The sequence below is a fragment of the Pedobacter sp. GR22-10 genome, assembly GCF_026239715.1.
Lineage (GTDB): Bacteria > Bacteroidota > Bacteroidia > Sphingobacteriales > Sphingobacteriaceae > Pedobacter.
In genome coordinates, this window is sequence record NZ_JAPIVR010000003.1 from 826,656 (window position 1) to 849,562 (window position 22,907).

Sequence of the window (22,907 nt, forward strand, 5' to 3'; positions counted from 1 at the left end):
GTAAATGAAACAAATATTTTTAACTTTTCTGGCCGTTAGTTTAACCTTAACAGGTATTGCACAACAATTGCCTTTAAAAAAGGAGCCTGTTTTTCAGGAAGGTGAAGAATTGCAATATAGGCTCCGTTATGGTTTTATTACCGCTGCAGAAGCCACAATAAAAGTGACCAATTCTGATTTGAAGTTTGATAACAAGCCTACATACAGGCTGTCAGTTGATGCGCATACATCCGGTACATTTGATGTGTTTTACAAAATCAGAGACCGGTATGATTCTTATATTGATAAAACAGATTTACTGCCCTACTTCTATCAGGAGAATATCAGGGAGTCGAGTTACAAAAGACAGGATAAGGCGCGGTTTAACCAGGATGGAAAAAAAGTTGTATCCAACCGGGGCACATTCAGCACACCGACCACGCAGACTTTTGATCTGGTGTCTGCATATTATTTCGCCAGAAGCCTGGACATCAGTAAAATGAAAATTGGCGATACCTTTAAACTCAATTATTTTCTTCAGGATGAGATCTCTGCGCTGGAAGTAGCATATGTGGGTAAGGAAACCATCAAAAGTAAACTGGGCAATATAAGGTGCCTCAAATTTAGTCCGTCCATTAAACCCGGCCGGATCTTTAAAAAAGACAGCCGACTGTATCTCTGGGTAACAGATGATGGAAACAGGGTGCCGGTAAAGGCCCAGGTTGAAATATTGGTGGGTGCGGTCACCATGGAATTAAAATCAGCTGCAGGTTTAAAATATGCCTTGGCAAAAGAATAATGATGATAGAAGTTGAACAGGTGCTGGTGCACGAAGATGTATTAAAAGAGAATTTTGTTTGTAACCTGAGCAAATGTAAAGGGATTTGTTGTGTAGAGGGCGATTCCGGTGCGCCGCTTGATCAGGAAGAAACAGCAATTTTAACTGAAATTTACCCTAAAATCAAACACCTCTTAAACGAGAAGGGCATTAAAGCGATCGAAGAACAGGGTACTTACGTGGTCGATGAAGATGGTGATCTGACAACCCCATGTGTAGATAAAAATAAAGAATGTGCTTATGTGCTTTTTGAAAATGGCATCACCAAATGCGCCATTGAGAAAGCTTATGAAGAAGGCATCGTGGAGTGGCAGAAACCCATATCCTGCCACCTGTATCCTATCCGCATTACCAAATACCCCGAATTTGATGTATTAAATTATGATCGCTGGCATATCTGTCACGATGCCTGTACCTTTGGAAGAGAACTGAAAGTTCCTGTTTATAGTTTTTTGAAGGGGCCGCTCATCAGAAAATATGGTGAAGAGTGGTATAAAGAACTGGAAAGTTCTGTTGCTGCACTCTGATCAATCTGTTGAAAATTAAGCATTAACTGCTCATAAATGTTCGGAGATAGCAGCGCCTTCACACATAAAGATTATACACAAAATTGTTTATTTGTAATAACTATGTTATTTTAGCCAATTGAAAATACTTAATATACTGTGAAAAAAATTCTAATCACTGGTGGGGCAGGCTTTATAGGCTCTCATGTAGTCCGTCGATTTGTTCAAAATTATCCTGATTACCAAATTGTAAACCTGGATAAGCTTACCTACGCAGGTAACCTGGCCAATTTAACCGATATTGAAAATGAGCCGAATTATCGTTTTGTAAAAGAAGATATTACTGATGCGGTTGCCATGAGCGATTTGTTCGCGAAAGAAAATTTTGATGCAGTAATTCACCTGGCCGCAGAAAGCCATGTAGACCGTTCCATTTCAGACCCGACAGCTTTTGTGATGACCAATGTTATCGGTACGGTTAATTTGCTTAACGCCGCACGCGAACACTGGAAAGGCCAATATGATCAAAAACGCTTTTATCATGTGAGTACGGACGAGGTTTATGGCGCGCTGGGTGAGGAAGGTATGTTTACAGAGACGACTGCTTATGATCCGCATAGCCCTTATTCGGCATCAAAAGCCAGTTCTGATCACTTTGTCAGGGCTTATCATGATACTTACGGAATGGATTGTGTCATTTCCAATTGCTCTAATAATTATGGTTCGCACCACTTTCCGGAAAAATTAATTCCGCTGGCCATCAACAACATTAAAAATAATAAACCCGTTCCGGTATATGGTAAAGGTGAAAATGTGCGCGACTGGCTTTGGGTAGAAGACCATGCCAGGGCGATTGATGTGATTTTTCACCAGTCTAAAACAGGCGATACGTATAATATTGGTGGCCATAACGAATGGAAAAATATCGATCTCATCCATTTGCTTTGCGAAATTATGGATGAGAAATTAGGCCGTGAAAAGGGTGAATCAGCCAAACTGATTACCTATGTTACTGATCGTGCCGGCCATGATTTACGTTATGCCATCGATTCTACCAAACTGCAGAATCAGTTAGACTGGGTACCTAGTCTGCAATTCGAAGAAGGCTTAGCCAAAACCGTTGACTGGTACCTGCAGAACGAAGAATGGTTAAATAACGTCACCTCAGGAAATTATCAGTCTTATTACGAGAAGCAGTACAGCGAAAAATAATGGATATTGTACAAACAGGATTAAAAGACTGTATCATTATCAAACCCAGGGTTTTTGAAGATCCCAGGGGATATTTCTTTGAATGCTTTAATAAACAAACTTTTGAAGAAAAAACAGGTTTATCCGGCGATTTTGTGCAGGATAACCAATCTTATTCTGCTTATGGTGTTATCCGTGGCTTACATGCGCAGACTGGTGCTTTCGCACAAGCCAAACTGGTGCGGGTAACCAAGGGTGAGGTATTGGATGTGGCTGTAGATGCACGTCCGGGTTCACCCACTTATGGCCAGCATGTGGCTGTGCGTTTAAGTGCAGAAAATAAGTTGCAATTGTATATTCCAAGGGGTTTTGTTCATGGTTTCTCCGTATTAAGTGAAACGGCCGAATTCCTTTATAAATGTGATAATTTCTTCAATAAAGCCTCAGAAACAGGCGTCATTTATAATGATGCGGATCTAAACATCGACTGGATGATTCCTCAGGATCAGCAGTCTGTTTCAGAAAAGGATCTTTTGTTAAAAACTTTTGCAGAACTGCATCATGGATAAGATTGTTGTAATTGGTGCCGGAGGCCAGCTGGGGCAATGCCTGAAAACTGTAGCTTCCAGACGTGGCATCACAGAAATTGTATTCCCCTCAGAAACTGATGCGAATATTCTGAATCTGGAAGGCCTTCAGAATTTGTTAGCTAAAGCACAACCCGCATTTGTCATCAACTGTGCGGCCTATACAGCCGTGGATAAAGCAGAAGATGAAGTAGAATTAGCGAAAGCGGTAAATGAAACCGGTGCCGCTAACCTGGCCATTGCCTGTGCTGATGCAGGAGCAACGTTGATTCATGTATCCACTGATTTTGTATTTGAAGGCCATGAGGTGAAACTTCTCTTGGAAAGTGATGTCGCCAATCCGGTTAATGTATACGGACAGACTAAACTTGATGGGGAACAGGCCGTAATCGCCTTACTAAAATCTCATTTTATTCTTCGTACAAGCTGGTTATATTCAGAATATGCCAATAATTTTGTCAAAACCATGCTGAAGCTGGGGGCTGACCGTGATGAATTAAATATCATTGCCGATCAGGTTGGTACACCAACCTATGCCATTGATTTAGCGAATGCTATTTTTGATATTATTGAATCTGGTTCTGATGCGTATGGCATTTATCATTACAGCAATGAGGGCGTAACGTCCTGGTTTGATTTTGCAAAAGCAATTTTTGATATCAGTAATACAGCGGTTAAGGTAAACCCTATTCCGGGGTCTGCCTACCCCACGAAGGCCACCAGGCCGGCATTTTCAGTGATGGATAAAACAAAAATCAAAGAAACGTTTCAACTGGAGATCCCTTATTGGAGACACAGCCTGGTTGAATGTATCAAACAAATTAATAATAGTTAAACTAAAAACAGGTATTGGCTGAGTATTCCTCAGATCTAATGTCTCAAATCTTGAATCTGATATGAAAGGTATAATTCTTGCCGGCGGAAGCGGGACCCGCTTACACCCACTTACACTGGCCTGCAGCAAACAAATGATGCCGGTTTATGATAAGCCCATGATCTATTATCCCTTGTCAACTTTAATGCTGGCCGGGATTAAAGAAATTCTCATCATTTCCACACCACATGATCTGCCTAACTTTGAAAAATTATTAGGTGATGGATCTGCCATTGGGTGTAAGCTGAGTTATGCGGTGCAGGCCGAGCCGAATGGTTTAGCACAGGCTTTTGTCATTGGTGAGGAATTCATTGGTCAGGATAAAGTGGCGCTTGTATTGGGTGATAATATCTTCCATGGCGATGGAATGGCCAAATTACTGCAATCCAGCTCAGACCCGGATGGCGGTGTTGTATTTGCCTATCAGGTTTCTGATCCGGAACGTTATGGGGTAGTGGAATTTGATGCAGATAAAAAGGCGATTTCTATTGAAGAGAAACCGGTTTCTCCCAAATCAGATTATGCCGTTCCGGGTTTATACTTTTACGATAATGAAGTGGTTGAAATTGCTAAAAATATTAAACCTTCACCTCGTGGGGAATATGAAATTACGGATATTAACCGCATTTACCTCGAACGTGGAAAACTGAAAGTTGGTGTTTTAAGTCGTGGTACAGCCTGGTTAGATACCGGAACATTTACCTCTTTAATGCAGGCGGGGCAGTTTGTGCAGATCATCGAAGAACGCCAGGGCTTAAAGATTGGCTGCATTGAAGAAATCGCCTATCGCATGGGCTTTATAGATGCGGAGCAATTGAAAAAGATTGCAACGCCATTGGTTAAAAGCGGATATGGTGCTTACCTGTTAAAACAGATTAAATAGCCTACTCGATTTCCTTTTAAATCCCAGATTAAGATAAATTCTTAACCTGGGATTTTTTTTATAGGCAGATCAGCTAAGTTCATCGTCATTCCGATCGCCGTAGCGGAATCTTTGAACCGCGCAGGTCGTTAAAGTCCAATCATCGCTCGCTGTCTTCGCAAACAGGTATGGCGCTTGTACAGGAATCTTTAAAAACAGCAAGCTTAGCCGGTTCAAGAATCCTCCCCATTGTTTTTTCTTCCCTTCATGCGCGCTTTGCCTTGTATCTTTTGGGGTGGTTAAAAGATCAACTTAAAGCATCCTTGATTTATCTTATCTTTGCCCAATCACCAAAATAAAAATGAATAAAAACAAACAGATAGCCATTATCGGCCTTGGGTATGTTGGCCTGCCTTTAGCCATCGAGTTTGCCAAACACTTTCGTGTAATTGGGTTTGATATTAATGAAAGCAGGGTCAGGAGTCTTGGTAATTTAATCGATCTTACCCATGAGGCCAATCTTCCTGATCTTGCGCAGGTATTGGCAACAGCCGAACAAGACCGGGGCCTGATGTTAAGTTCCAGCCGCGCTGATCTTGCCAATGCGCAGATTTATATCGTTACCGTACCTACACCTATTGATCACCTGAAGAGGCCGGATCTTCAGCCGCTATTGAAGGCCAGTGAAATGATTGGTTCTGTTTTAAAAAAAGGTGATATCGTTATTTATGAATCCACCGTATATCCAGGTTGTACAGAAGAAGACTGTGTCCCAGTGTTGGAGCGGGTTTCAGGGCTTCAATACAATCAGGATTTCTTTTGTGGTTATTCGCCTGAGCGGATCAATCCCGGCGATAAGGTGAACACCCTCACCAAAATTAAAAAAGTTACATCAGGTTCTACACCCCAGATTGCAGATGAAGTTGATGCACTTTATGCCACAATCATTACGGCCGGAACACACCTGGCACCCAGTATTAAAGTGGCAGAAGCATCCAAAGCCATTGAAAACGCACAACGTGATGTAAACATTTCCTTTGTAAATGAGCTGGCACTTATTTTCGACCGGATGGAGATTGATACCGCTGATGTACTTGCCGCGGCAGCCACCAAATGGAATTTTCTAAATTACAAGCCTGGTTTAGTGGGGGGGCACTGTATAGGCGTCGACCCTTATTACCTGGCGCACAAATCAGAAGCACTGGGCTATAAGCCGGAAGTGATTTTATCAGGAAGACGGGTGAATGATAATATGGGGATGTTCGTCGCCAATAAGATCATCAAAATGCTGGTGGCCCGAAACAAGCCTATCCAGGGTGCTAAAGTATTGATCCTCGGGTTTACCTTCAAAGAAAATTGCCCGGATACCAGGAATACCAAGGTAATTGATATTTATAAGGAACTGCAGTCATTTAGTATCGAGGCCGATATTTATGATCCATGGGCGAGCCCGGCAGAGGTGAAGCTGGAATATGGAATTGACCTGATTGCTGCAGATGATTTTATGCCTTATGATGCGGTAATACTGGCCGTAGCACATGCCGCTTATCAGAAAATTGATTTCCAGTCATGGAAAGACAGCGGAACCATTATTTTTGATACAAAGGCCTTCATTGATCGTGCTGCGGTAGATGCCAGGTTGTAAGGATTTTTAATAAAATCATAAAACATTTCTTTTGATTTTTCGTTTCCAATTTAGTTTATCCCTTTATTATGATTACGAAAATTGAAATCCTTGGCATTGCTGCCGTAGTTTTTTCTAATTTAATCGCATACCTCGCCCTTAAACGTTTAAAAGAAAATGAAAAGCGTAAAGAACGCAATAGGTTTAACAGGCAAAATTCACTTACTTAATCTTTGCTTTTTTAAGGAAATCTTTAAATCATCTGACAGGAAATCTGATCAATGCTTAACCCCTGTTTTCTAAAATATAGCGTGCTTTATCAATCAAATGAATTATTCAGTATGTTTGCAGTTCGAGAATTAGAATAGTTTATGAAAGTTGCTTTAATTACAGGTGTAACTGGACAGGATGGTGCATACCTTGCAGAATTTTTACTTAAAAAAGGATATTTTGTGCATGGCATCAAAAGGCGTGCTTCGTCTTTTAATACCGACCGCATTGATCACCTGTACCAGGATCAGCATGAAAGCAATGTGCGTTTCAAACTGCATTATGGTGATTTAACTGATTCGACCAATCTGATCAGGATTGTTCAGGAAGTGCAACCCGATGAAATTTACAATCTTGCGGCCATGAGCCATGTGCAGGTGAGTTTTGAAATGCCGGAATATACAGCCAATGCAGATGGTCTCGGCACCTTACGCTTATTGGAGGCGGTCAGGATATTGGGTTTAACCCAAAAAACAAAAATCTATCAGGCTTCCACTTCTGAGCTTTATGGATTGGTACAGGCGGTTCCGCAAAGCGAAACCACTCCTTTTTATCCGCGCTCACCCTATGCGGCAGCTAAAATGTATGCCTACTGGATCACGGTAAATTACCGTGAGGCCTACCAGATGTTTGCCTGCAATGGTATATTATTTAACCATGAAAGTCCGCTGCGTGGTGAAACCTTCGTTACCAGGAAAATTACCAGGGCCTCCTGTAAAATTGCCCTGGGTTTACAGCAGTGTTTATATTTAGGTAATCTTTCTGCCCAGAGAGATTGGGGGCATGCCAAAGATTACATCGAAGCCATGTGGTTAATTCTGCAGCAGGATCAGCCGGAAGATTTTGTAATTGCCACCGGGGTAACCACCACAGTTCGCGATTTTGTGCGCATGAGTTTTGCCGAACTGGGTATCGAAATTGAATTTTCCGGTAAGGATGAGCACGAAAAGGGCGTGATTATTGATGTTGATCAGGATTGTATTGCACGTTTAGGGTTAAATGCTGAAAACCTTAAACCAGGGCAAACAGTTGTGCGGGTTGATCCAAAGTATTTCAGGCCTACCGAAGTTGATTTATTACTGGGCGATCCCACCAAATCCAAAACAAAACTGGGCTGGACACCTCAATATGACCTGCCCTTATTGGTAAAAGATATGATCTCATCTGATCTGAATTTAATGAAGAAGGATGAATACCTTAAACAAGGTGGTTACAGAACGCTGAATTATTTTGAATAAGAAGAAAAAGAATACTGAATATATGATGAGCCACTTTGGGATATTCCGGATTAAATATCTAATTTAAAATAGTATAGCGTGGTGGATTTATAGAATTAAGTTCTTTTTATGTTGTGAATTAAAACAAATAAAAATAACTGTCAAGAATTTTAAAGAGTAGGGCGGCTAAATTTAATGATAAGGGGAAGAGTCGCTTTTTAAATAATTATTTTAACAACTATTCAGTATTCTGATAAAAATGTTTAACTTTTTTAGTAAAAAAAATAAAATTACGGATATTTCCTGGTTGGGAATAGACATGCATTCGCACATTCTTCCTGGTATTGATGATGGTTCGCCCGATGTGGCCACTTCATTAAGATTTGTGAAGGCATTGGAGGATCTGGGTTTCGATCAATTGATTGCAACGCCCCATATCTTTAAGGAATTGTACCCGAATACCAAACTCAGCATAGATCAGGCCCGGTTTGCCTTGCAGCTGGCCATGGATCAGGCAAAGGTTTCACTAAAATTAGATTCCGGAGCGGAATATATGATCGATCAGGATTTTGACCTGGAAGCAGAAATGTGCCCTATTCAACAAAAGTTTCTGTTAATTGAAATGTCCTATCTGAATGAAAGTCCAAATATCAGTCAGCGGGTTTTTGATGTAGAAATTAAAGGATACAGGCCTATTCTGGCGCATCCTGAGCGTTATACATTCTATTTTAAAGACAGGACAAGACTCAACCGCTTTAAAGACAAAGGCTGCTTGTTGCAATTAAATCTGTTGTCAATTGTGGGTTATTATGGCAAAGAAGTAAAGCAATTTGCAGAATATCTGTTAAAAGAAAACATGTATGACCTTGCCGGAACAGACCTGCACCACGATAAACACCTCAATGCCCTTACGGAAGCTGTTCAAAGCGGAAAGCTATATGATTTACTGGGTCATTATCCATTTAAAAATAAAGAGCTTTTCGGACAGGATATGACACAAACCATTTAAATGCGCTAAGCCTGACCCGCTATACCATGCGCAAGCGTAAAACATGTGTTCATGTTTGATATGCTTTCCTGTGCAATGAAATAATTTTGTATTTTTGGTGCAATATAGCATATCAATAAAATGAAAATTTGTGCATGCTCGTGATGGCATCAACACGATCCGCACTTTTTTCATAAAAAACCTACACATGAAGTTTAAAAATTTACTTAAGGCCCTGTTACTTTTCTTTGCCTTTTTTCTCTCCACATCCTTATCTGCGCAAACCAATTATGCTGATGTAAAGGTGGATGAACTGAGCGATGCCAAAATCAGGGAGCTGATGCAGCGGGCAGAATCTATCGGCTATAATGATGCCCAGCTGGAGCAGCTAGCACTGGCCCAGGGTATGCCACAAACTGAAATTGAGAAACTGCGTGTCAGGGTAGAGAAAATCAGAAAGCAGGATGGAACCGGTACAACCAATACCAGTACCAATACCGGTCAGGCGGCAAATAAGCCTTTTGTAGATGTAGAACGTTCAAGGGTCAACAGTGCACAAAGTAAAATAGATTCGCTCAAAAAGATCAATAACTCCCTCTCAGAACAGGCTCTGGCCAATGCCAATGCCTTAAATAACCTGAAAATATTTGGCGAGGAACTTTTCGGATCAGGTACACAAACCTTTGAGCCCAACCTGAGAATGGCTACGCCAAAGAGTTATGTGGTAGGTCCTGATGATGAGTTATTGATCGATATTACCGGTGATAACGAAGTCAGTTACAAATCAAAAGTGAGCCCGGATGGTACCATCAGGGTTCAATACGTGGGGCTTATTTCCGTAGCAGGGCTGAACATTGAGCAGGCCACTTCTAAAATCAGGTCTTCGCTTGCCGGTACCTATCCGGCCATTAAATCTGGCCGAACTTCCGTATCGATCACGCTGGGCAACATTAAAAGTATCACCATCATGGTGGTGGGTGAAGCAACCAGGCCGGGCGCCTATACGGTATCTTCCCTGTCTTCCTTATTCAATATCTTAAGTGGTGCGGGTGGCCCGAATAAAAACGGTACTTACCGGAACATCCAGGTGATCCGGAACAATAAAGTCATTTATACGGTTGATATTTACGATTTCCTGCTCAACGGGCTTCAAAAAGGCAATATCCGCCTGCAGGATCAGGATGTTATCAATGTACCGGTATACCAAACCCGTATCGCATTATCCGGTGAAGTGAAACGTCCGGCTTATTTCGAAATTAAAGCTACCGAAACACTGGCCGATGCCCTGCGTTTTGCAGGCGGCTTTTCTAATGAAGCCTATTCGGCACAGATAAAAGTATTGCAGAATACAAACAGGGAACGTAAAATTACAGACATTCCGGAATCTGATTTTCAAACCTATCAACCTCAAAATGGCGATAAGTTTCTGGTCGAGAAAATTCTGGACCGCTTTGCCAACCGGGTGGAAATTGATGGGGCTGTTTTTCGTCCGGGACAATATGAACTTGATGATCAGCTGACGCTGAAGGGCCTGATTCAAAAAGCAGATGGGGTTAAAGAGGATGCCTTTTTAAACAGGGGTTATATTTCGAGGTTAAATGCCGATAACAGTTTGGCACTGGTTTCTTTTGATCTGGGCAAAATTTTAGCCGGTACTGAACCGGATATCAGGTTGCAGCGGGAAGACCGGGTCAGCATTAAATCAATATTTCAGTTACGGGAAGAATTCAGGGTGACCATTCAGGGCGAAGTGAGACAGCCGGGCACTTTTATGTATGCAGAAGGAATGAACCTGGAATCTTTAATCCAGATGGCGGGTGGCTTCAGGGAAAGCGCCACACCAAACAGAATTGAAATATCCAGAAGAATTAAAAACAGCGATGCCACCTCGGTCTCGGCACAAACGGCAGAGGTATTTACAGTTAATGTAGATCCGGATTTAAAATTACAGGACCAGGATTTTACCTTAAAGCCATTTGATATTGTGTCCATCAGAAGTTCGGAAAGTTACCATACGCAACGCCAGATTAAAATTGAAGGTGAAGTGTTATATCCGGGGATATACACCATCACCAAAAAAGACGAAAGGATTTCTGATATAATTAAAAGGGCTGGAGGATTAAGTCCGCTGGCTTATGTAGAAGGTGCATCTTTAAGGCGGACTGGTAAAGGCGATTTACGGATGGACAGTCTGGAGACCAGAAGAGAAGAACGCGAGAAATTGTTAAACCTGCAGCGTTTAAAGCAATCAGGCGCAAGGGATACCACCAGTTTAGATAAAGACCTAGAAATATTAAGAAGTGACCTGGTTGGGATCGACCTGAAAAAGATCATGAATAAGCCATTATCACGTAACGACCTGATTGTAGAAAACGGAGATGTGATCCGGGTACCCAAAGAGCTGCAAACCGTTCGGGTAACTGGCGAAGTTTTAAAACCCAACAGCATTGTGTATACCAAAGGCAAAAGCTTTACCGGTTACATCAGTGGCTCAGGTGGTTTCAGCTATAATGCATACCGAAAAGGCGCATTTATTGTATACTCCAACGGATCTGTTGCTGCCAACCGGAAATTTTTGTTCTTCAATAATTTTCCGCAGGTAAAACCGGGTGCTGAAATTTTTGTGCCGAAAAGGGCAGAGCGTGAGAAGCTCAATGCCGCTACGTTTATTGGAATATCAACAGGTATCGCCTCACTGGCTGCCATTATTGTGAGTTTATTACGTTAAGCCATGTCTGAAATCCATCATAAAGAAGTTACGCTGAAGGAACTGGCCATCAAAACAAATGAGTGGTTATCCTATCTCCGGTCGAAATGGCTGATCATGCTGATCGGCTGCCTATGTGGCGTGGTATTGGGCTACCTCTATGCAACGTATAAAAAACCAAAGTATGTAGCGGCAAGTACTTTTGCTCTGGAAGATGCAAATGGCGGCGGAAGCCTCGGACAGATGGCGGGTTTGGCATCCATGGTGGGTATTGAGATCGGTACTTCCGGTAATGGAGGTGTTTTTCAGGGTGATAACCTGATTGAACTGTATAAATCCAGGAACATGATCCAGAAGTCACTTTTAAATGAGGCTGATTTTAATGGCAAAAAACAGTTATTGATTGATCGTTACCTGGAATTTAATCACCTGAAGGAGAAATGGGCCAAACATCCGGTGCTGAAAAATATCAACTTTAAGCTAAAACAAAATGACCGTTTAACCAGGGCTCAGGACAGTGTTCTTGGTGAAGTTGTTAAAGAAATCGGGAAAAATAACCTGGTGGTTACCAAGCCTGATAAGAAACTAAGTATTTTAAAGGTTCAGGTGACTTCTAAAGACGAGTTATTTTCCAAGGCATTTGATGATGAGATTGTCAAGAATGTGAATGAATTTTATGTGCAAACGAAGACAAAAAAATCATTGCAGAACGTGGCCATTCTGCAGCATCAAACGGATTCAGTGAAGCGGGAATTAAACGGCGCACTGGCTGGTATGGCTTCTTTAACGGATGCCAATCCCAATCCTAACCCGGCCAGGCAAATCCTGAAGGTACCCTCCCAACGGAGACAGGTGGATGCACAGGCCAATACAGCCATTCTGACGGAGCTGGTGAAAAACCTGGAAATGTCAAAAGTATCACAACGCAAGGAAATGCCCTTAATTCAGATGATCGATGCACCGGTTTTACCTTTAACCAAACTGGCGACCACCAAAACTCAGGGGATGGTGGTTGGCTTCTTCCTGGCCGGATTCTTAATGTCGGTACTGTTATTGGTAAGACGCGGATTTTTATTGATGATTAAATAATGCATGTCGGGCTTAAAGAAAAATATTGTCTTTAATACACTCTTATCCGTTTCTCAAATCTTATTTCCGTTGGTTACCTTCCCTTATGCTTCACGCATATTGGGGCCGGAAGGTATGGGTGCCGTAAACTTTGCCGATAATTTTATTACCTACTTTTTAATTTTTTCAGCACTGGGTATTCCCTTATATGGCGTAAGGGAAATTGCGAAGGTAAAACATGATTCCATCGCACTCGGACGTGTGTATTCCGAACTGATCTTCATCCACCTCGTTACGTCACTAATTTCCATTGTGGTATTGCTGGGCATCAGCTTATCGAGTGATAAGTTATTTTCGAATTTTCAGCTTTATCAAATCGGGATGGCCATTTTACTGGGTAATGTTTTTATTGCCGAATGGTTTTTTCAGGGCATAGAAAAATTCAAATACATTGCCATCCGGACGGTTCTGATCCGTTTATTCACCATCATATTGCTTTTTGCCCTGGTGCATACGGTGGCCGACCGGAATACCTATTATGCCCTAAACCTGGTGGCTACCTTGCTTGCTGCTGCTACCAATATGTATTCTGTCAGTAAGCTGGTCAAAATCTCTTTTAAAAACCTGACCCTCCGGCATCACCTGAAACCACTCTTCATTATCTTTTCCAATAGCATCATCACCACCATTTACCTGGTTTTTGATACCATCATATTGGGATTTTTAACCAGTGATGTCTATGTAGGGTATTATTCTGCTTCCATGCGGATCAGTAAAATTTCGCTGGCCGTCATTGGCGTTTTATCAGCAGTGCTGTTACCCAGGCTGACCATTGCTTTTAAAGCCGAAAACTGGGCAGAGGCCAGATTACTGCTGCACAAATCCATCAACTTTGTGGTGTTTTTAAGTATTCCCATTGCCATTGGTACGTATTGCCTGTCAGAAGAAATTATCCGCTTATTTGCCGGTCAGAAATATTTGCCGGCCGTAAGCTCCTTACAAATTCTGTGTTTCATTGTGGTATTTGTGGGTATGGCACAGGTTTTTGCACATCAGATTCTTTTGCCCCTGCATCAGGAGCGTAAAATTCTGTATGCCTCATTGTTCGGCGTTTTTGTGAGTCTGGGTTTAAATTTCTTACTGATCCCCATCTATAAGCAAAATGGTGCAGCAATTAGTTCACTGGCTACAGAATGCAGTGTGACCATGCTATTGTTCTTTTTTTCGTTTAAACTGTTTAAGGTAAAGTTTCCTGTGCTAGAAACATTACAGGCCTTATTTACTTCGGCTTTGTTTTTTCTGATTAAAATGCTGGTGCTGAAAATCAGCAGCCTGCCCATCGTGGTTGTCATCATTACCGTGCCCCTGTGCGGCCTGGTTTATCTGTTCATGCAGGTATGGGTTTGGAAAAACAGGAATGTTTTAGAAGTATTGGCAGGTTTTGGCCCCTTAAAGTTTTTACAAAAAATTTAATTATGAAAGCTTGTGTTGTAATTCCGGTGTATACAGATCAGGTTGGTTTATTTGAGCAGATCTCTATGGATCAGTGTTTCCGTATACTGGCTAAACATGATATCTATTTTATCGCACCCAGAAGACTGGAAGGCTTTATCCGGAATCACGATTATGTGCTTAATCATCAGGCCGGTTATAAGCTTTTTGACGATCAGTTTTTTGCCGATATTCCGGCTTATAACCGGTTAATGAAGTACCATGGTTTATATGCCAGCTTTTTAGCTTACGATTTTATGCTCATCCATCAACTGGATGCCTTTGTATTTAAAGACGAATTGATGGACTGGTGTAAAAAGGGATACGATAATATCGGAGCACCGCTGTTTGAAGGACATGATTTGGCCGGAACAGATAGTCCGCTGGTGAGTTTAGGCAATGGCGGCTTTTGCCTTCGGAAGGTGAGAAAGTGTTATGAAGTGGTCACGAAGTTTAAAAAACTGAAGTTTACCCGCACATTTGATGATACAAACCGGCCATTTTACATCAATTTTTACCGTTATATCAAACACCAGATGGTTTATATTTATGCTGGTTATCCTTTTCAGCCCATCATCAATGAAGATCTGTTCTGGTCAGAAGTGATTCCTCATAATTTTCCTGATTTCAAATTACCCACAATCGATGAAGCCATGAAATTCAGCTTTGAAGTGAACCCAGAGGTATTGTTTGAGCTGAATCACCACGAATTGCCTTTTGGCTGCCATGCCTGGTGGAAGTATAATTTAGCGTTCTGGCAAAAGCACATCAACGCATACGGGTATCATATTAAGGTTGATTAAAGTTTATAAAAATTTGCACATTTGTAATCTATGGGAATAAAACTGCGCCTGTTGCAATCCAATGATGGAGAATACTTTCTTGATTGTATTGATGAGTTATACCGTACAATAGAAAAGGCACCTGCAGGTTTTGACCCAGCGCGTAAAATGCTTAAACACTCCCGTTTTAAGTCTATCGTTGTTAGAAAACTTACCCGGTATCCATCCTTATTTAAACTGCGGTTAAGATTTAAACAGGAGCTTGCTGTTAATTTTGTTTCCATGATCAGCGGCGATTTCAGGTTGCTTATTCCCCATGCTTTTAAAACAAAACTGAACTTTGTGTACATGTACGATGTGTGGCCAAGGTTTCACCGCTGGATTTTCCCGCTTCTTGATTTTTTTAATGTATATTATGTATTCTTCTCCTCTAAACAGGTGATGGAGAATTTTAATCAAAATTATAGCCATATTAAATGCCGGGCCATCTGGCTTCCCGAAGCTTTATCTGCTCAGGATTATCATTTCAAGGCATACCATGACAAAGAAATTGATGTGCTTGAATTTGGCCGGATGTATGATGAATACCATCATCTGATCACCGGGCCGCTTCAGCTCAACGGAAAGCATCACGTCTACAGGAAACCGGGAATGAATTTACTTTTTCCTGATAAGCCTGCTTTTTCTGCGGCACTGGCGGCGGCTAAGATTGTCATTTGTGTACCCTCTAATATCACTCACCCTCACCGGGCAGAATATATTTCTTCCATGACGTTAAGGTATCTTCAGGCAATGGCTTCCAAATGTTTGATTGTCGGTGTTTTACCTTCGGATATGGCAGAATTATTTGGCTATAATCCGATCGTTGAGATTGACATGGACCATGCCGGAGACCAGATGCTCAATGTTCTGGCCAGTTATAAAGATTATCATGCACTGATTGAACGGAATTATAATCATGTGATTCGCCATCATCAATGGGAAAACCGCTGGCAGGTGATTCACGAAAAAATACAGGAAGCTTTATGATGGAACCGTTGGTGAGTATTATTATTCCTGCTTTCAATTATGGTCATCTGATCGTAGAAACCCTGCAGAGCGTCATCAAACAACGCTACCTTCATTGGGAGTGTATCATCATTGATGATGGTTCAACAGACCATACCGCCGAAGTGGTAGCCGGCTTTATCGCGGCGCATCCAACCTATCGCATCACTTTTCATCCGGTGAAAAACGGGGGCACATCTGCCGCAAAAAATGCGGGCATCCGGCTGGCGAAAGGCAAATACCTTCAGTTTTTAGATGCCGATGATCTCTTGAGTGCAGAGAAATTAAGCATTCAGGTGGCCCTGGCAGAAACATCAGGTGCTGGCTTGGTTTTTTCTAAAGCAGTCTTTTTTACCGGAGAAGCTACAGCACGAGAAGAAATTCAGAAATATCCTGCCGGCTTTTTAGCCACGGAAACCTTAAGTGGTGTTGAACTTTTAAAAAGGCAGGTGACCAATAATATATTAACCATCAATAGTCCATTGGTAAAAAAAGAACTCGTCATCGCTGCAGGCCTGTTTGATCAGGATTTGAAAAACAATGAAGACTGGTTGCTGTGGTTTAAGGTAGCCATGCACCATCCGCATTTTATTTTTGACGGGGATGACCGTTCCTGCGCGTTGATCAGGGTACATGGAAAAAGCGCCATCAACAATAAAAGAAACATGTTTTTAGGCGAAGTAGTGGTCCGGAACCATATGGATCAGGCACTTTCCACATTACAGGATCCAAAAGCAATGGCATGGTTAAAGAAACTGAACCTGGATTTACTGGCCCTTCATGAAGTACGTTCGCTCAGTGTTTTAAAGGCGTTTGGGTATATTTTCAGTAATTTTGTAAAAAATCCGCTTCAGGAGTGGCCCCTGCTCAAAAAGGGAATGTTAAAATTAGGCATCAGGATGTATAAAACGATCAGATAAATGGGTATTAAACCTTATATATTAGTACTCATTATTGGTGCATTGCTGTTTATTGATGTTTACCTGCTGGCAAGGTATGCGTCATGGGGTTGCAGCCTGGAAGAGCTCTTCCCCTTTGCCCTCTTCCTGCTGGTAGCAGAGGGATTATCGGTCTTCTCCGTGATCAGGTTCGGGCAAATCATCAACCCTTTTACCATTTACAGCATTTTTGTATACATTGCCGGTTTCTCCTTCCTGATGGTTTCAGACAGGCAAATGGGGTACGAATGGCAGTTTGTTTTGGTATTGGCTTTTAGTGTAGCCTTTTTTATCATTGGCGGGCTGGTATCCATGAAAACATTTTCCTTTAGTCTTAAAAATTATATCCCGCCGTTAAGCCCAAGGTTAAGCCTGGCTTTTTTATTACTGGTTTTTATAGCGGGTATAGGCGTCTTTATCATGGAAGTAGGCCAGTTGGGTTATTTACCGGTACTAAATTTAGGAAATGCCGCCGTGTACCAGGACATCAATGAAAATGATGTTACCCCCCTGCATAACTTTATTGTACTCAATTCGGTATTGCCGGCCATGTTCTATATCCTGTATAAGAAAAAGACCTTACGTTTCTGGCAGTTTCTGGCACTCAGTTTTGTCTGCGTTTTTATTATCCTGAACTTTTTCAGCCGGCAAATCATCGTCCTGTTTTTCTTTTCGATGCTGATTGCCTACAGCTATTATAAAACCATTCCCTTACTCCGGCTTTTTTCTATCGGTGCGGCCTGTATCGTCCTGTTTGTTATATTGGGCCAGTTGCGGGGTGGCTCAGCAGAAGACGATAAAGAAATGTCCGTCAATGAATTTTTAAGGGATTACGGCGATATTACCAAGCCCACCAATATTATTGAAACCTACCTGTCCCTGTATGGGGCCGTTAATTTTTCTACCGGAAGTGAAATTGTCAGTACGGCTTTACGGGATGATTATGTCAGCTATGGGGCCTATTCTGCCAGACCCCTTATTACCGTGCTACCCATTGATAAAAATGCCATTTATCCGCCGCTATACAGTTCATATACCAAAATCGGGACTTATATTGTAGATCCGTTTCTGGATTTCAGGTGGTTTGGTGTAATCGCCCTGAATTTTTTATATGGGTTTTTATCCATGAATGCCTTTAAAAATTACATGTCTAAAAATGGCGAATATTATATTGTAGAATGGTCCTTATTTATATTCTGCATCTTTATGAGTTCATTTACCAATTTTTACCACATGTTTTTTGTGGCTTTCTTTTTCATTGTCAACCGGATAGCCATTAAATAAACATGAAAGAAGCACCGGTATTAACGATCCTGATGGCCACTTATAATGGTGCCGAATACCTGGAGAAACAACTGGATAGTATTTTAAATCAATCCTATGAAGCCTGGGAACTGATCATTCGTGATGACCGGTCTACCGATGCGACTCCTGAGATCATTCACAGCTATGTGCGAAAAGATGCACGCGTGACATGTATTCAGTATGGTTCGGTGCATGGTTCTGCCTGTCGCAATTTTTCCCAGCTTTTCGATTGGGCTTACGAAAACAATAAATCATATGTTTTATTTGCAGATCAGGATGACATCTGGCTGGTGAACAAGCTGGAGCGTTCACTTGCAGGTTTATTAAAAAATGAAGCGATTTATGGGTCAGATTATCCATTGCTTTGTTATGCCAACCTTACCTTTATTGATGAGCATGATCATCTGATCGATGCCCGCCTGCCATTGCCCGCTCAGCTCAGTTTACCGGTATTAATGAATGAAAACTATGCCTGGGGCTGCACCATGATCTTAAACCGGGCGGCCGTCCAGAAAATAAAACACATTCCGGCCGAGTCGGTTAACCATGATTATTATGCCGCATTGGTGATTGGTGCTTTTGGTAAAAATATCTTAATTGATGAAGACCTCATCCTTTACCGTCAGCATCAAAAAAATGTAAGTGGTAATGTAAACAAAATGACTTTCATGAGCCGGTTTAACCGGTACTTTAGCAACACAACCTATATGCTGAAGCCTTTGGTCCATAATTATGAATTGCTGCAGTCTTTTTTTGACCGTTACCAGAATGAACTGTCTGATCAACAGGTGAAGATGATCAGCAGTTTTCTTTACCAGTATCAGAAAAGCTTTCTGGCATTGTTCAGGACCATGTGGAGATACCATATTTTTAAAATCGGTTTAGGCAAAAATGTCGTTTACCTGTATACTTTGTTCCTGTTGCGCAAAAAGGTGATGGCAAAGGTTAAGCTGGGGGGATTCAGATGAAGATACACTTTGATAATATTATTTACAGCCTGCAAAGGGCAGGCGGCATTTCCACTTACTGGACGGAACTGATTTACAGGCTGCTGCGTGATCAGTATGAAGTAAGGTTTACAGAATTGCCTCATCAGAATATTTCCCGTGCAGGCTTACATATTCCTGAACAAAGCCGAACCCTGACGCAGGGCGGACGACTTTTATTCAACCGTTTTAAGATACTGTCTTTAAGAGCAGAAAAAGATCCCTTTATTTTTCATTCCAGCTATAACCGCATTACTTCCAATCCTCATGCGCAGCAGGTGCTGACCATTCACGATTTTGTACACGAAAAGTTTTACAACGGCTTACGGCGGTACCTGCACCTTCATCAGAAAAATAAAGCTATCGGCCTTGCTGAAAAAATTATTGTCGTGTCTGAGCATACCAAACAGGATTTACTTCACTTTCATCCCTATTTAAAGGAGGAAAACATTGCGGTGATCTATAATGGTGTCTCCGAAAGTTTTTATCCGCTTAGTGATGGCTGTAATCAAAAGCTCAATCCCTATCTGCTGTTTATCGGATCAAGAGCCCATTACAAAAACTTTAACTTTGCCGTTGAACTTTTAGGCCGACTAACCGATTTTAACTTTTATATAGTAGGTTCGTCACTTTCGGAAAAAGAAATCCGTTTACTGAACCAAAAAATTCCTGGCAGGTGGAAGATGTTCACCAATATAGACAATGAGCAGTTAAACCGGGTGTACAATGCGGCTTATGCTTTAATTTATCCCTCTTCATATGAGGGTTTTGGAATTCCTTTACTCGAAGTGATGAAAACTGGAACTCCTTTTGTAGCCTTAAATCAATCTTCTATTCCGGAAGTAGCCGGAAATGCCGGGATTTTGGTAGATGAGCTCGATCTTGATGCTTTTGAACAAGCCATTTTACAGATTAACGGGAATGAGGCATTACTGAAAGAGAAAGGGCAAACACAGGCCGGTAAATTTTCATGGGAAAAATGTTTCCACGAAACCCTACAGGTATACCACGATTTAGGACAATGAAAATTTCAATCATCACTGTAGTCTACAACAACCATAAAACCATTCAAACAGCTATTGATTCTGTTTTAGGTCAACATTATGACGATATAGAATATATGATCATTGATGGCCAATCAACAGACGGCACCATGGATGTGATCCGTCGTTATGGTAAAGCCATCAGCCAGGTCATTTCTGAACCTGATCAGGGCATTTATGATGCCATGAATAAGGGGATAGCACGTTGTACAGGCGATGTTATCGGTATTCTGAATTCGGATGACGTATATGCAGACCCGAATGTGTTGAAGGAAGTGATGCAGGTGTTTGCGCAAGACCCTGAACTGGATATGCTCTATGGAGATTTGGTGTACGTTAAAAATAACGACCTGAACCAGGTGGTTCGCCGGTGGACTTCGAAAAGCTACTACCCTACGTTTTTTGAAGATGGCCATGTACCGCCGCATCCCTCACTTTTTGTGAAGCGTGAAGTGTATCAACAGGTTGGTTTATTTAACCTGGATATGCGGCTGGCTGCAGATTATGAGTTGATGCTGCGGGTTTTTAAACTTAACCGGTATAAGAGCCGGTATATCAATCGTTTATTTGTTAAAATGCGTTTGGGTGGTGCAACCAATGCCAGTATTAAAAATATCGTTCGGGGCAACCAGGAAATTTTAAGGGCCTGGAAAATCAATAATTTTAAGGCTCCTTTTCTGCTGATGCCTAAAAGAATGGTTAAAAGATTAATTCAATTTGCCAGATGACCATTCTATTAACAGGTGCCAATGGTTTTCTGGGTAAGGCCATTGGCCATCATTTCGCTGCTGAAACCATGATCCGCCTGGGCAGAACAACAGGTGAGGTGAGGGCGGATCTGCAACAGGAACTTCCACTACTTCCTCTTGCAGACCTGGTTATCCATGCAGCAGGTAAGGCACACTCGGTTCCGGGAACAGCAGCAGAAAGTGCCGCTTTTAAACATGTAAACGTGGGGGGTACGCGCCGTTTGCTTCAGGCATTAAGTCAGGCAGCCCGTTTACCCAGGTATTTTGTCTTCATCAGTTCCATCGCCGTTTATGGCCTGGAACATGGGGTGCTAATTGATGAGAATCATCCTTTAGGTGCTACCGACCCTTATGGAAAGAGTAAAATTGAAGCCGAGCAGCTGGTAGAAAAATGGTGCCGGGACAATGATGTGGTTTGTACCATTCTCCGCCTGCCGCTGCTGGCGGGTAAAAATCCTCCCGGTAATTTACAGGCCATGATCAAGGGCATCAGCAAAGGCTATTACTTTGACATCAAGGTACCTCCTGTAAAAAAGAGCATGGTGCTCATTGAGGATGTGGCTGTTTTTATAGAAAAGATTTACCAGATTGGCGGCACTTACCACTTAACAGATGGATATCATCCGGGTTTCAGTGAAATTTCCCATCTGATGGCCAGACAGCTGGGTAAAGGGAAGCCAAAGGCTATACCATATGTTTTAATCAGGACCCTGGCCTATGCAGGGAATTTTTTAGGCCCGCGATTCCCGATCAATATCCGGAAGCTGGAAAAAATGACCAATACTTTAACTTTTACAGATCAAAAGGCCAGAACAATAACCAACTGGCAATCCAGAGCTGTTCTGGAACATTTTAAGATATGATTGACTTTACCCTGATTTTATTTACGGTTGTGTTGTTTGGCATGATGTTGCTCTACCTTCGGATTGCAGATAAATATGATATTATCGACAAGCCAAATGCGCGGAGTTCTCATGCTGTTCATACCATCAGGGGCGGCGGAATTATTTTTCCCATGGCCTTGCTGCTTGAATTTGCCTTTTCTGGTTTCCAGTATGGCTGGTTCATATTGGGTTTGGTCCTGATCAGTGCGGTTAGCTTTCTGGATGACCTTAAACCACAAAAAGCCAGGTTACGTTTCAGTGTGCACCTCCTTGCAGTAGCCCTGCTGTTTTATGAGCTGCAGCTCTTTGTTTTGCCCTGGTATCTCGTGGTATTGGCCTTGTTTTTTGTCATCGGCAGCATCAATGCCGTAAATTTTATGGATGGCATCAACGGGATAACTGGTGGGTATGCGCTGGTTACTTTACTGACATTGTGTTACATCAATATTAAAATCGTATCCTTTACCGATCAACGGATGCTGCTGGCGGCCATTATTGCGCTACTGGTTTTCAATTGTTTCAACTTCCGGAGGGTAGCGAGGTGTTTTGCCGGAGATGTGGGCAGTGTAAGTATCGCTTTTATCATGCTTTTCTTTATGCTCCGGCTCATCATGGTAACTGAAAACTTCAATTATATTTTATTACTGCTGGTCTACGGTCTGGATGTGGTGAGCACCATAATTTTCAGGATGATCAGAAGGGAAAATATTGTGGAAGCCCATCGCACTCATTTTTATCAGTTTCTGGTGAATGAGAAAAAAAAGCCACATTTAATAGTGGCCACGGCTTATTGTATGGTACAATTGGCCGTTAATGCGGGGGTGATTTACTGGTCTGTAAACAAATTATCTTATCTTGCGCTGGTTTTGGTGATAACAGGTACGTTTATTGTAGTGTCCCGGTTGATCATTCAGGGCAAAAGGCAGTTGGTTGATCGCACCTACGCAGAAAATAGTTAAAAAAATCCGGTG

22 protein-coding genes are annotated in these 22,907 nt (G+C 41.9%); all 22 read left to right on the forward strand.

The features are described 5' to 3' along the window. The first annotated feature begins 4 nt into the window (after positions 1 to 4). The 22 genes from OQX64_RS16310 to OQX64_RS16415 all read left to right on the forward strand — a co-directional run bounded on the left by OQX64_RS16310 (position 5) and on the right by OQX64_RS16415 (position 22,895). Positions 5 to 778: a DUF3108 domain-containing protein gene (locus OQX64_RS16310; RefSeq protein WP_088301049.1), complete on the forward strand. Its 774-nt coding sequence runs from the start codon at positions 5 to 7 to the stop codon at positions 776 to 778. 2 nt (positions 779 to 780) lie between these two features. Continuing rightward, a complete protein-coding gene (locus OQX64_RS16315; RefSeq protein ID WP_088301362.1) occupies positions 781 to 1,344 on the forward strand; it encodes a DUF3109 family protein in 564 nt (187 codons plus the stop codon). 138 nt (positions 1,345 to 1,482) lie between these two features. Next, complete coding sequence (gene rfbB / locus OQX64_RS16320) at positions 1,483 to 2,535, forward strand: dTDP-glucose 4,6-dehydratase (protein ID WP_088301048.1); 1,053 nt, start codon at positions 1,483 to 1,485, stop codon at positions 2,533 to 2,535. Further along, positions 2,535 to 3,083, forward strand: a complete 549-nt coding sequence (rfbC, locus tag OQX64_RS16325) for a dTDP-4-dehydrorhamnose 3,5-epimerase (RefSeq protein WP_265819561.1) — start codon at positions 2,535 to 2,537, stop codon at positions 3,081 to 3,083. The genes rfbB and rfbC overlap by 1 nt, the downstream gene beginning before the upstream one ends. Beyond that, complete coding sequence (gene rfbD, locus OQX64_RS16330; RefSeq protein ID WP_265819562.1) at positions 3,076 to 3,936, forward strand: dTDP-4-dehydrorhamnose reductase; 861 nt, start codon at positions 3,076 to 3,078, stop codon at positions 3,934 to 3,936. The genes rfbC and rfbD overlap by 8 nt, the downstream gene beginning before the upstream one ends. Before the next feature lie 61 nt (positions 3,937 to 3,997). Further along, positions 3,998 to 4,858, forward strand: a complete 861-nt coding sequence (rfbA, locus tag OQX64_RS16335; RefSeq protein WP_265819563.1) for a glucose-1-phosphate thymidylyltransferase RfbA — start codon at positions 3,998 to 4,000, stop codon at positions 4,856 to 4,858. Positions 4,859 to 5,198: 340 nt separating this feature from the next. Then, positions 5,199 to 6,482, forward strand: a complete 1,284-nt coding sequence (locus OQX64_RS16340) for a nucleotide sugar dehydrogenase (protein WP_265819564.1) — start codon at positions 5,199 to 5,201, stop codon at positions 6,480 to 6,482. 68 nt (positions 6,483 to 6,550) lie between these two features. Continuing rightward, positions 6,551 to 6,691 (forward strand): hypothetical protein, encoded by a 141-nt coding sequence (locus OQX64_RS16345; RefSeq protein ID WP_172406482.1) that lies wholly within the window; start codon positions 6,551 to 6,553, stop codon positions 6,689 to 6,691. Between the two features lie 141 nt (positions 6,692 to 6,832). Beyond that, complete coding sequence (gene gmd / locus OQX64_RS16350) at positions 6,833 to 7,969, forward strand: GDP-mannose 4,6-dehydratase (RefSeq protein ID WP_088301043.1); 1,137 nt, start codon at positions 6,833 to 6,835, stop codon at positions 7,967 to 7,969. A gap of 238 nt (positions 7,970 to 8,207) precedes the next feature. After that, the gene (locus tag OQX64_RS16355; RefSeq protein WP_265819565.1) at positions 8,208 to 8,957 is read left to right on the forward strand and encodes a tyrosine-protein phosphatase; all 750 of its coding nucleotides are present in this window, start codon (positions 8,208 to 8,210) and stop codon (positions 8,955 to 8,957) included. A 187-nt stretch (positions 8,958 to 9,144) separates the two neighbouring features. Next, entirely contained in the window at positions 9,145 to 11,664 is a 2,520-nt protein-coding gene (locus OQX64_RS16360) for an SLBB domain-containing protein (protein ID WP_265819566.1), read from the forward strand. A 3-nt stretch (positions 11,665 to 11,667) separates the two neighbouring features. Then, positions 11,668 to 12,732, forward strand: a complete 1,065-nt coding sequence (locus OQX64_RS16365) for a lipopolysaccharide biosynthesis protein (RefSeq protein ID WP_265819567.1) — start codon at positions 11,668 to 11,670, stop codon at positions 12,730 to 12,732. Positions 12,733 to 12,735: 3 nt separating this feature from the next. After that, positions 12,736 to 14,184 carry a flippase gene (locus tag OQX64_RS16370; RefSeq protein ID WP_265819568.1) on the forward strand — a complete coding sequence of 483 codons (1,449 nt, stop codon included), beginning with the start codon at positions 12,736 to 12,738 and terminating at the stop codon, positions 14,182 to 14,184. A gap of 2 nt (positions 14,185 to 14,186) precedes the next feature. Next, positions 14,187 to 15,005: a DUF5672 family protein gene (locus OQX64_RS16375; protein WP_265819569.1), complete on the forward strand. Its 819-nt coding sequence runs from the start codon at positions 14,187 to 14,189 to the stop codon at positions 15,003 to 15,005. A gap of 30 nt (positions 15,006 to 15,035) precedes the next feature. Further along, positions 15,036 to 16,013: a glycosyltransferase gene (locus OQX64_RS16380; protein ID WP_265819570.1), complete on the forward strand. Its 978-nt coding sequence runs from the start codon at positions 15,036 to 15,038 to the stop codon at positions 16,011 to 16,013. Further along, on the forward strand, positions 16,010 to 16,951 hold the full coding sequence (locus OQX64_RS16385; protein ID WP_265819571.1) for a glycosyltransferase family 2 protein: 942 nt from the start codon (positions 16,010 to 16,012) through the stop codon (positions 16,949 to 16,951). Before OQX64_RS16380 ends, OQX64_RS16385 begins: the two co-directional genes overlap by 4 nt. Continuing rightward, the gene (locus OQX64_RS16390; protein ID WP_265819572.1) at positions 16,952 to 18,253 is read left to right on the forward strand and encodes an O-antigen polymerase; all 1,302 of its coding nucleotides are present in this window, start codon (positions 16,952 to 16,954) and stop codon (positions 18,251 to 18,253) included. Between the two features lie 2 nt (positions 18,254 to 18,255). Continuing rightward, on the forward strand, positions 18,256 to 19,242 hold the full coding sequence (locus OQX64_RS16395; RefSeq protein WP_265819573.1) for a glycosyltransferase family 2 protein: 987 nt from the start codon (positions 18,256 to 18,258) through the stop codon (positions 19,240 to 19,242). Beyond that, positions 19,239 to 20,285: a glycosyltransferase family 4 protein gene (locus OQX64_RS16400; RefSeq protein ID WP_265819574.1), complete on the forward strand. Its 1,047-nt coding sequence runs from the start codon at positions 19,239 to 19,241 to the stop codon at positions 20,283 to 20,285. The genes OQX64_RS16395 and OQX64_RS16400 overlap by 4 nt, the downstream gene beginning before the upstream one ends. Then, positions 20,282 to 21,031: a glycosyltransferase family 2 protein gene (locus OQX64_RS16405; RefSeq protein WP_265819575.1), complete on the forward strand. Its 750-nt coding sequence runs from the start codon at positions 20,282 to 20,284 to the stop codon at positions 21,029 to 21,031. Before OQX64_RS16400 ends, OQX64_RS16405 begins: the two co-directional genes overlap by 4 nt. Continuing rightward, entirely contained in the window at positions 21,028 to 21,915 is an 888-nt protein-coding gene (locus OQX64_RS16410; protein ID WP_265819576.1) for an NAD-dependent epimerase/dehydratase family protein, read from the forward strand. The genes OQX64_RS16405 and OQX64_RS16410 overlap by 4 nt, the downstream gene beginning before the upstream one ends. Next, the gene (locus tag OQX64_RS16415; protein ID WP_088301030.1) at positions 21,912 to 22,895 is read left to right on the forward strand and encodes an MraY family glycosyltransferase; all 984 of its coding nucleotides are present in this window, start codon (positions 21,912 to 21,914) and stop codon (positions 22,893 to 22,895) included. Before OQX64_RS16410 ends, OQX64_RS16415 begins: the two co-directional genes overlap by 4 nt. The last annotated feature ends 12 nt before the right edge of the window (positions 22,896 to 22,907 follow it).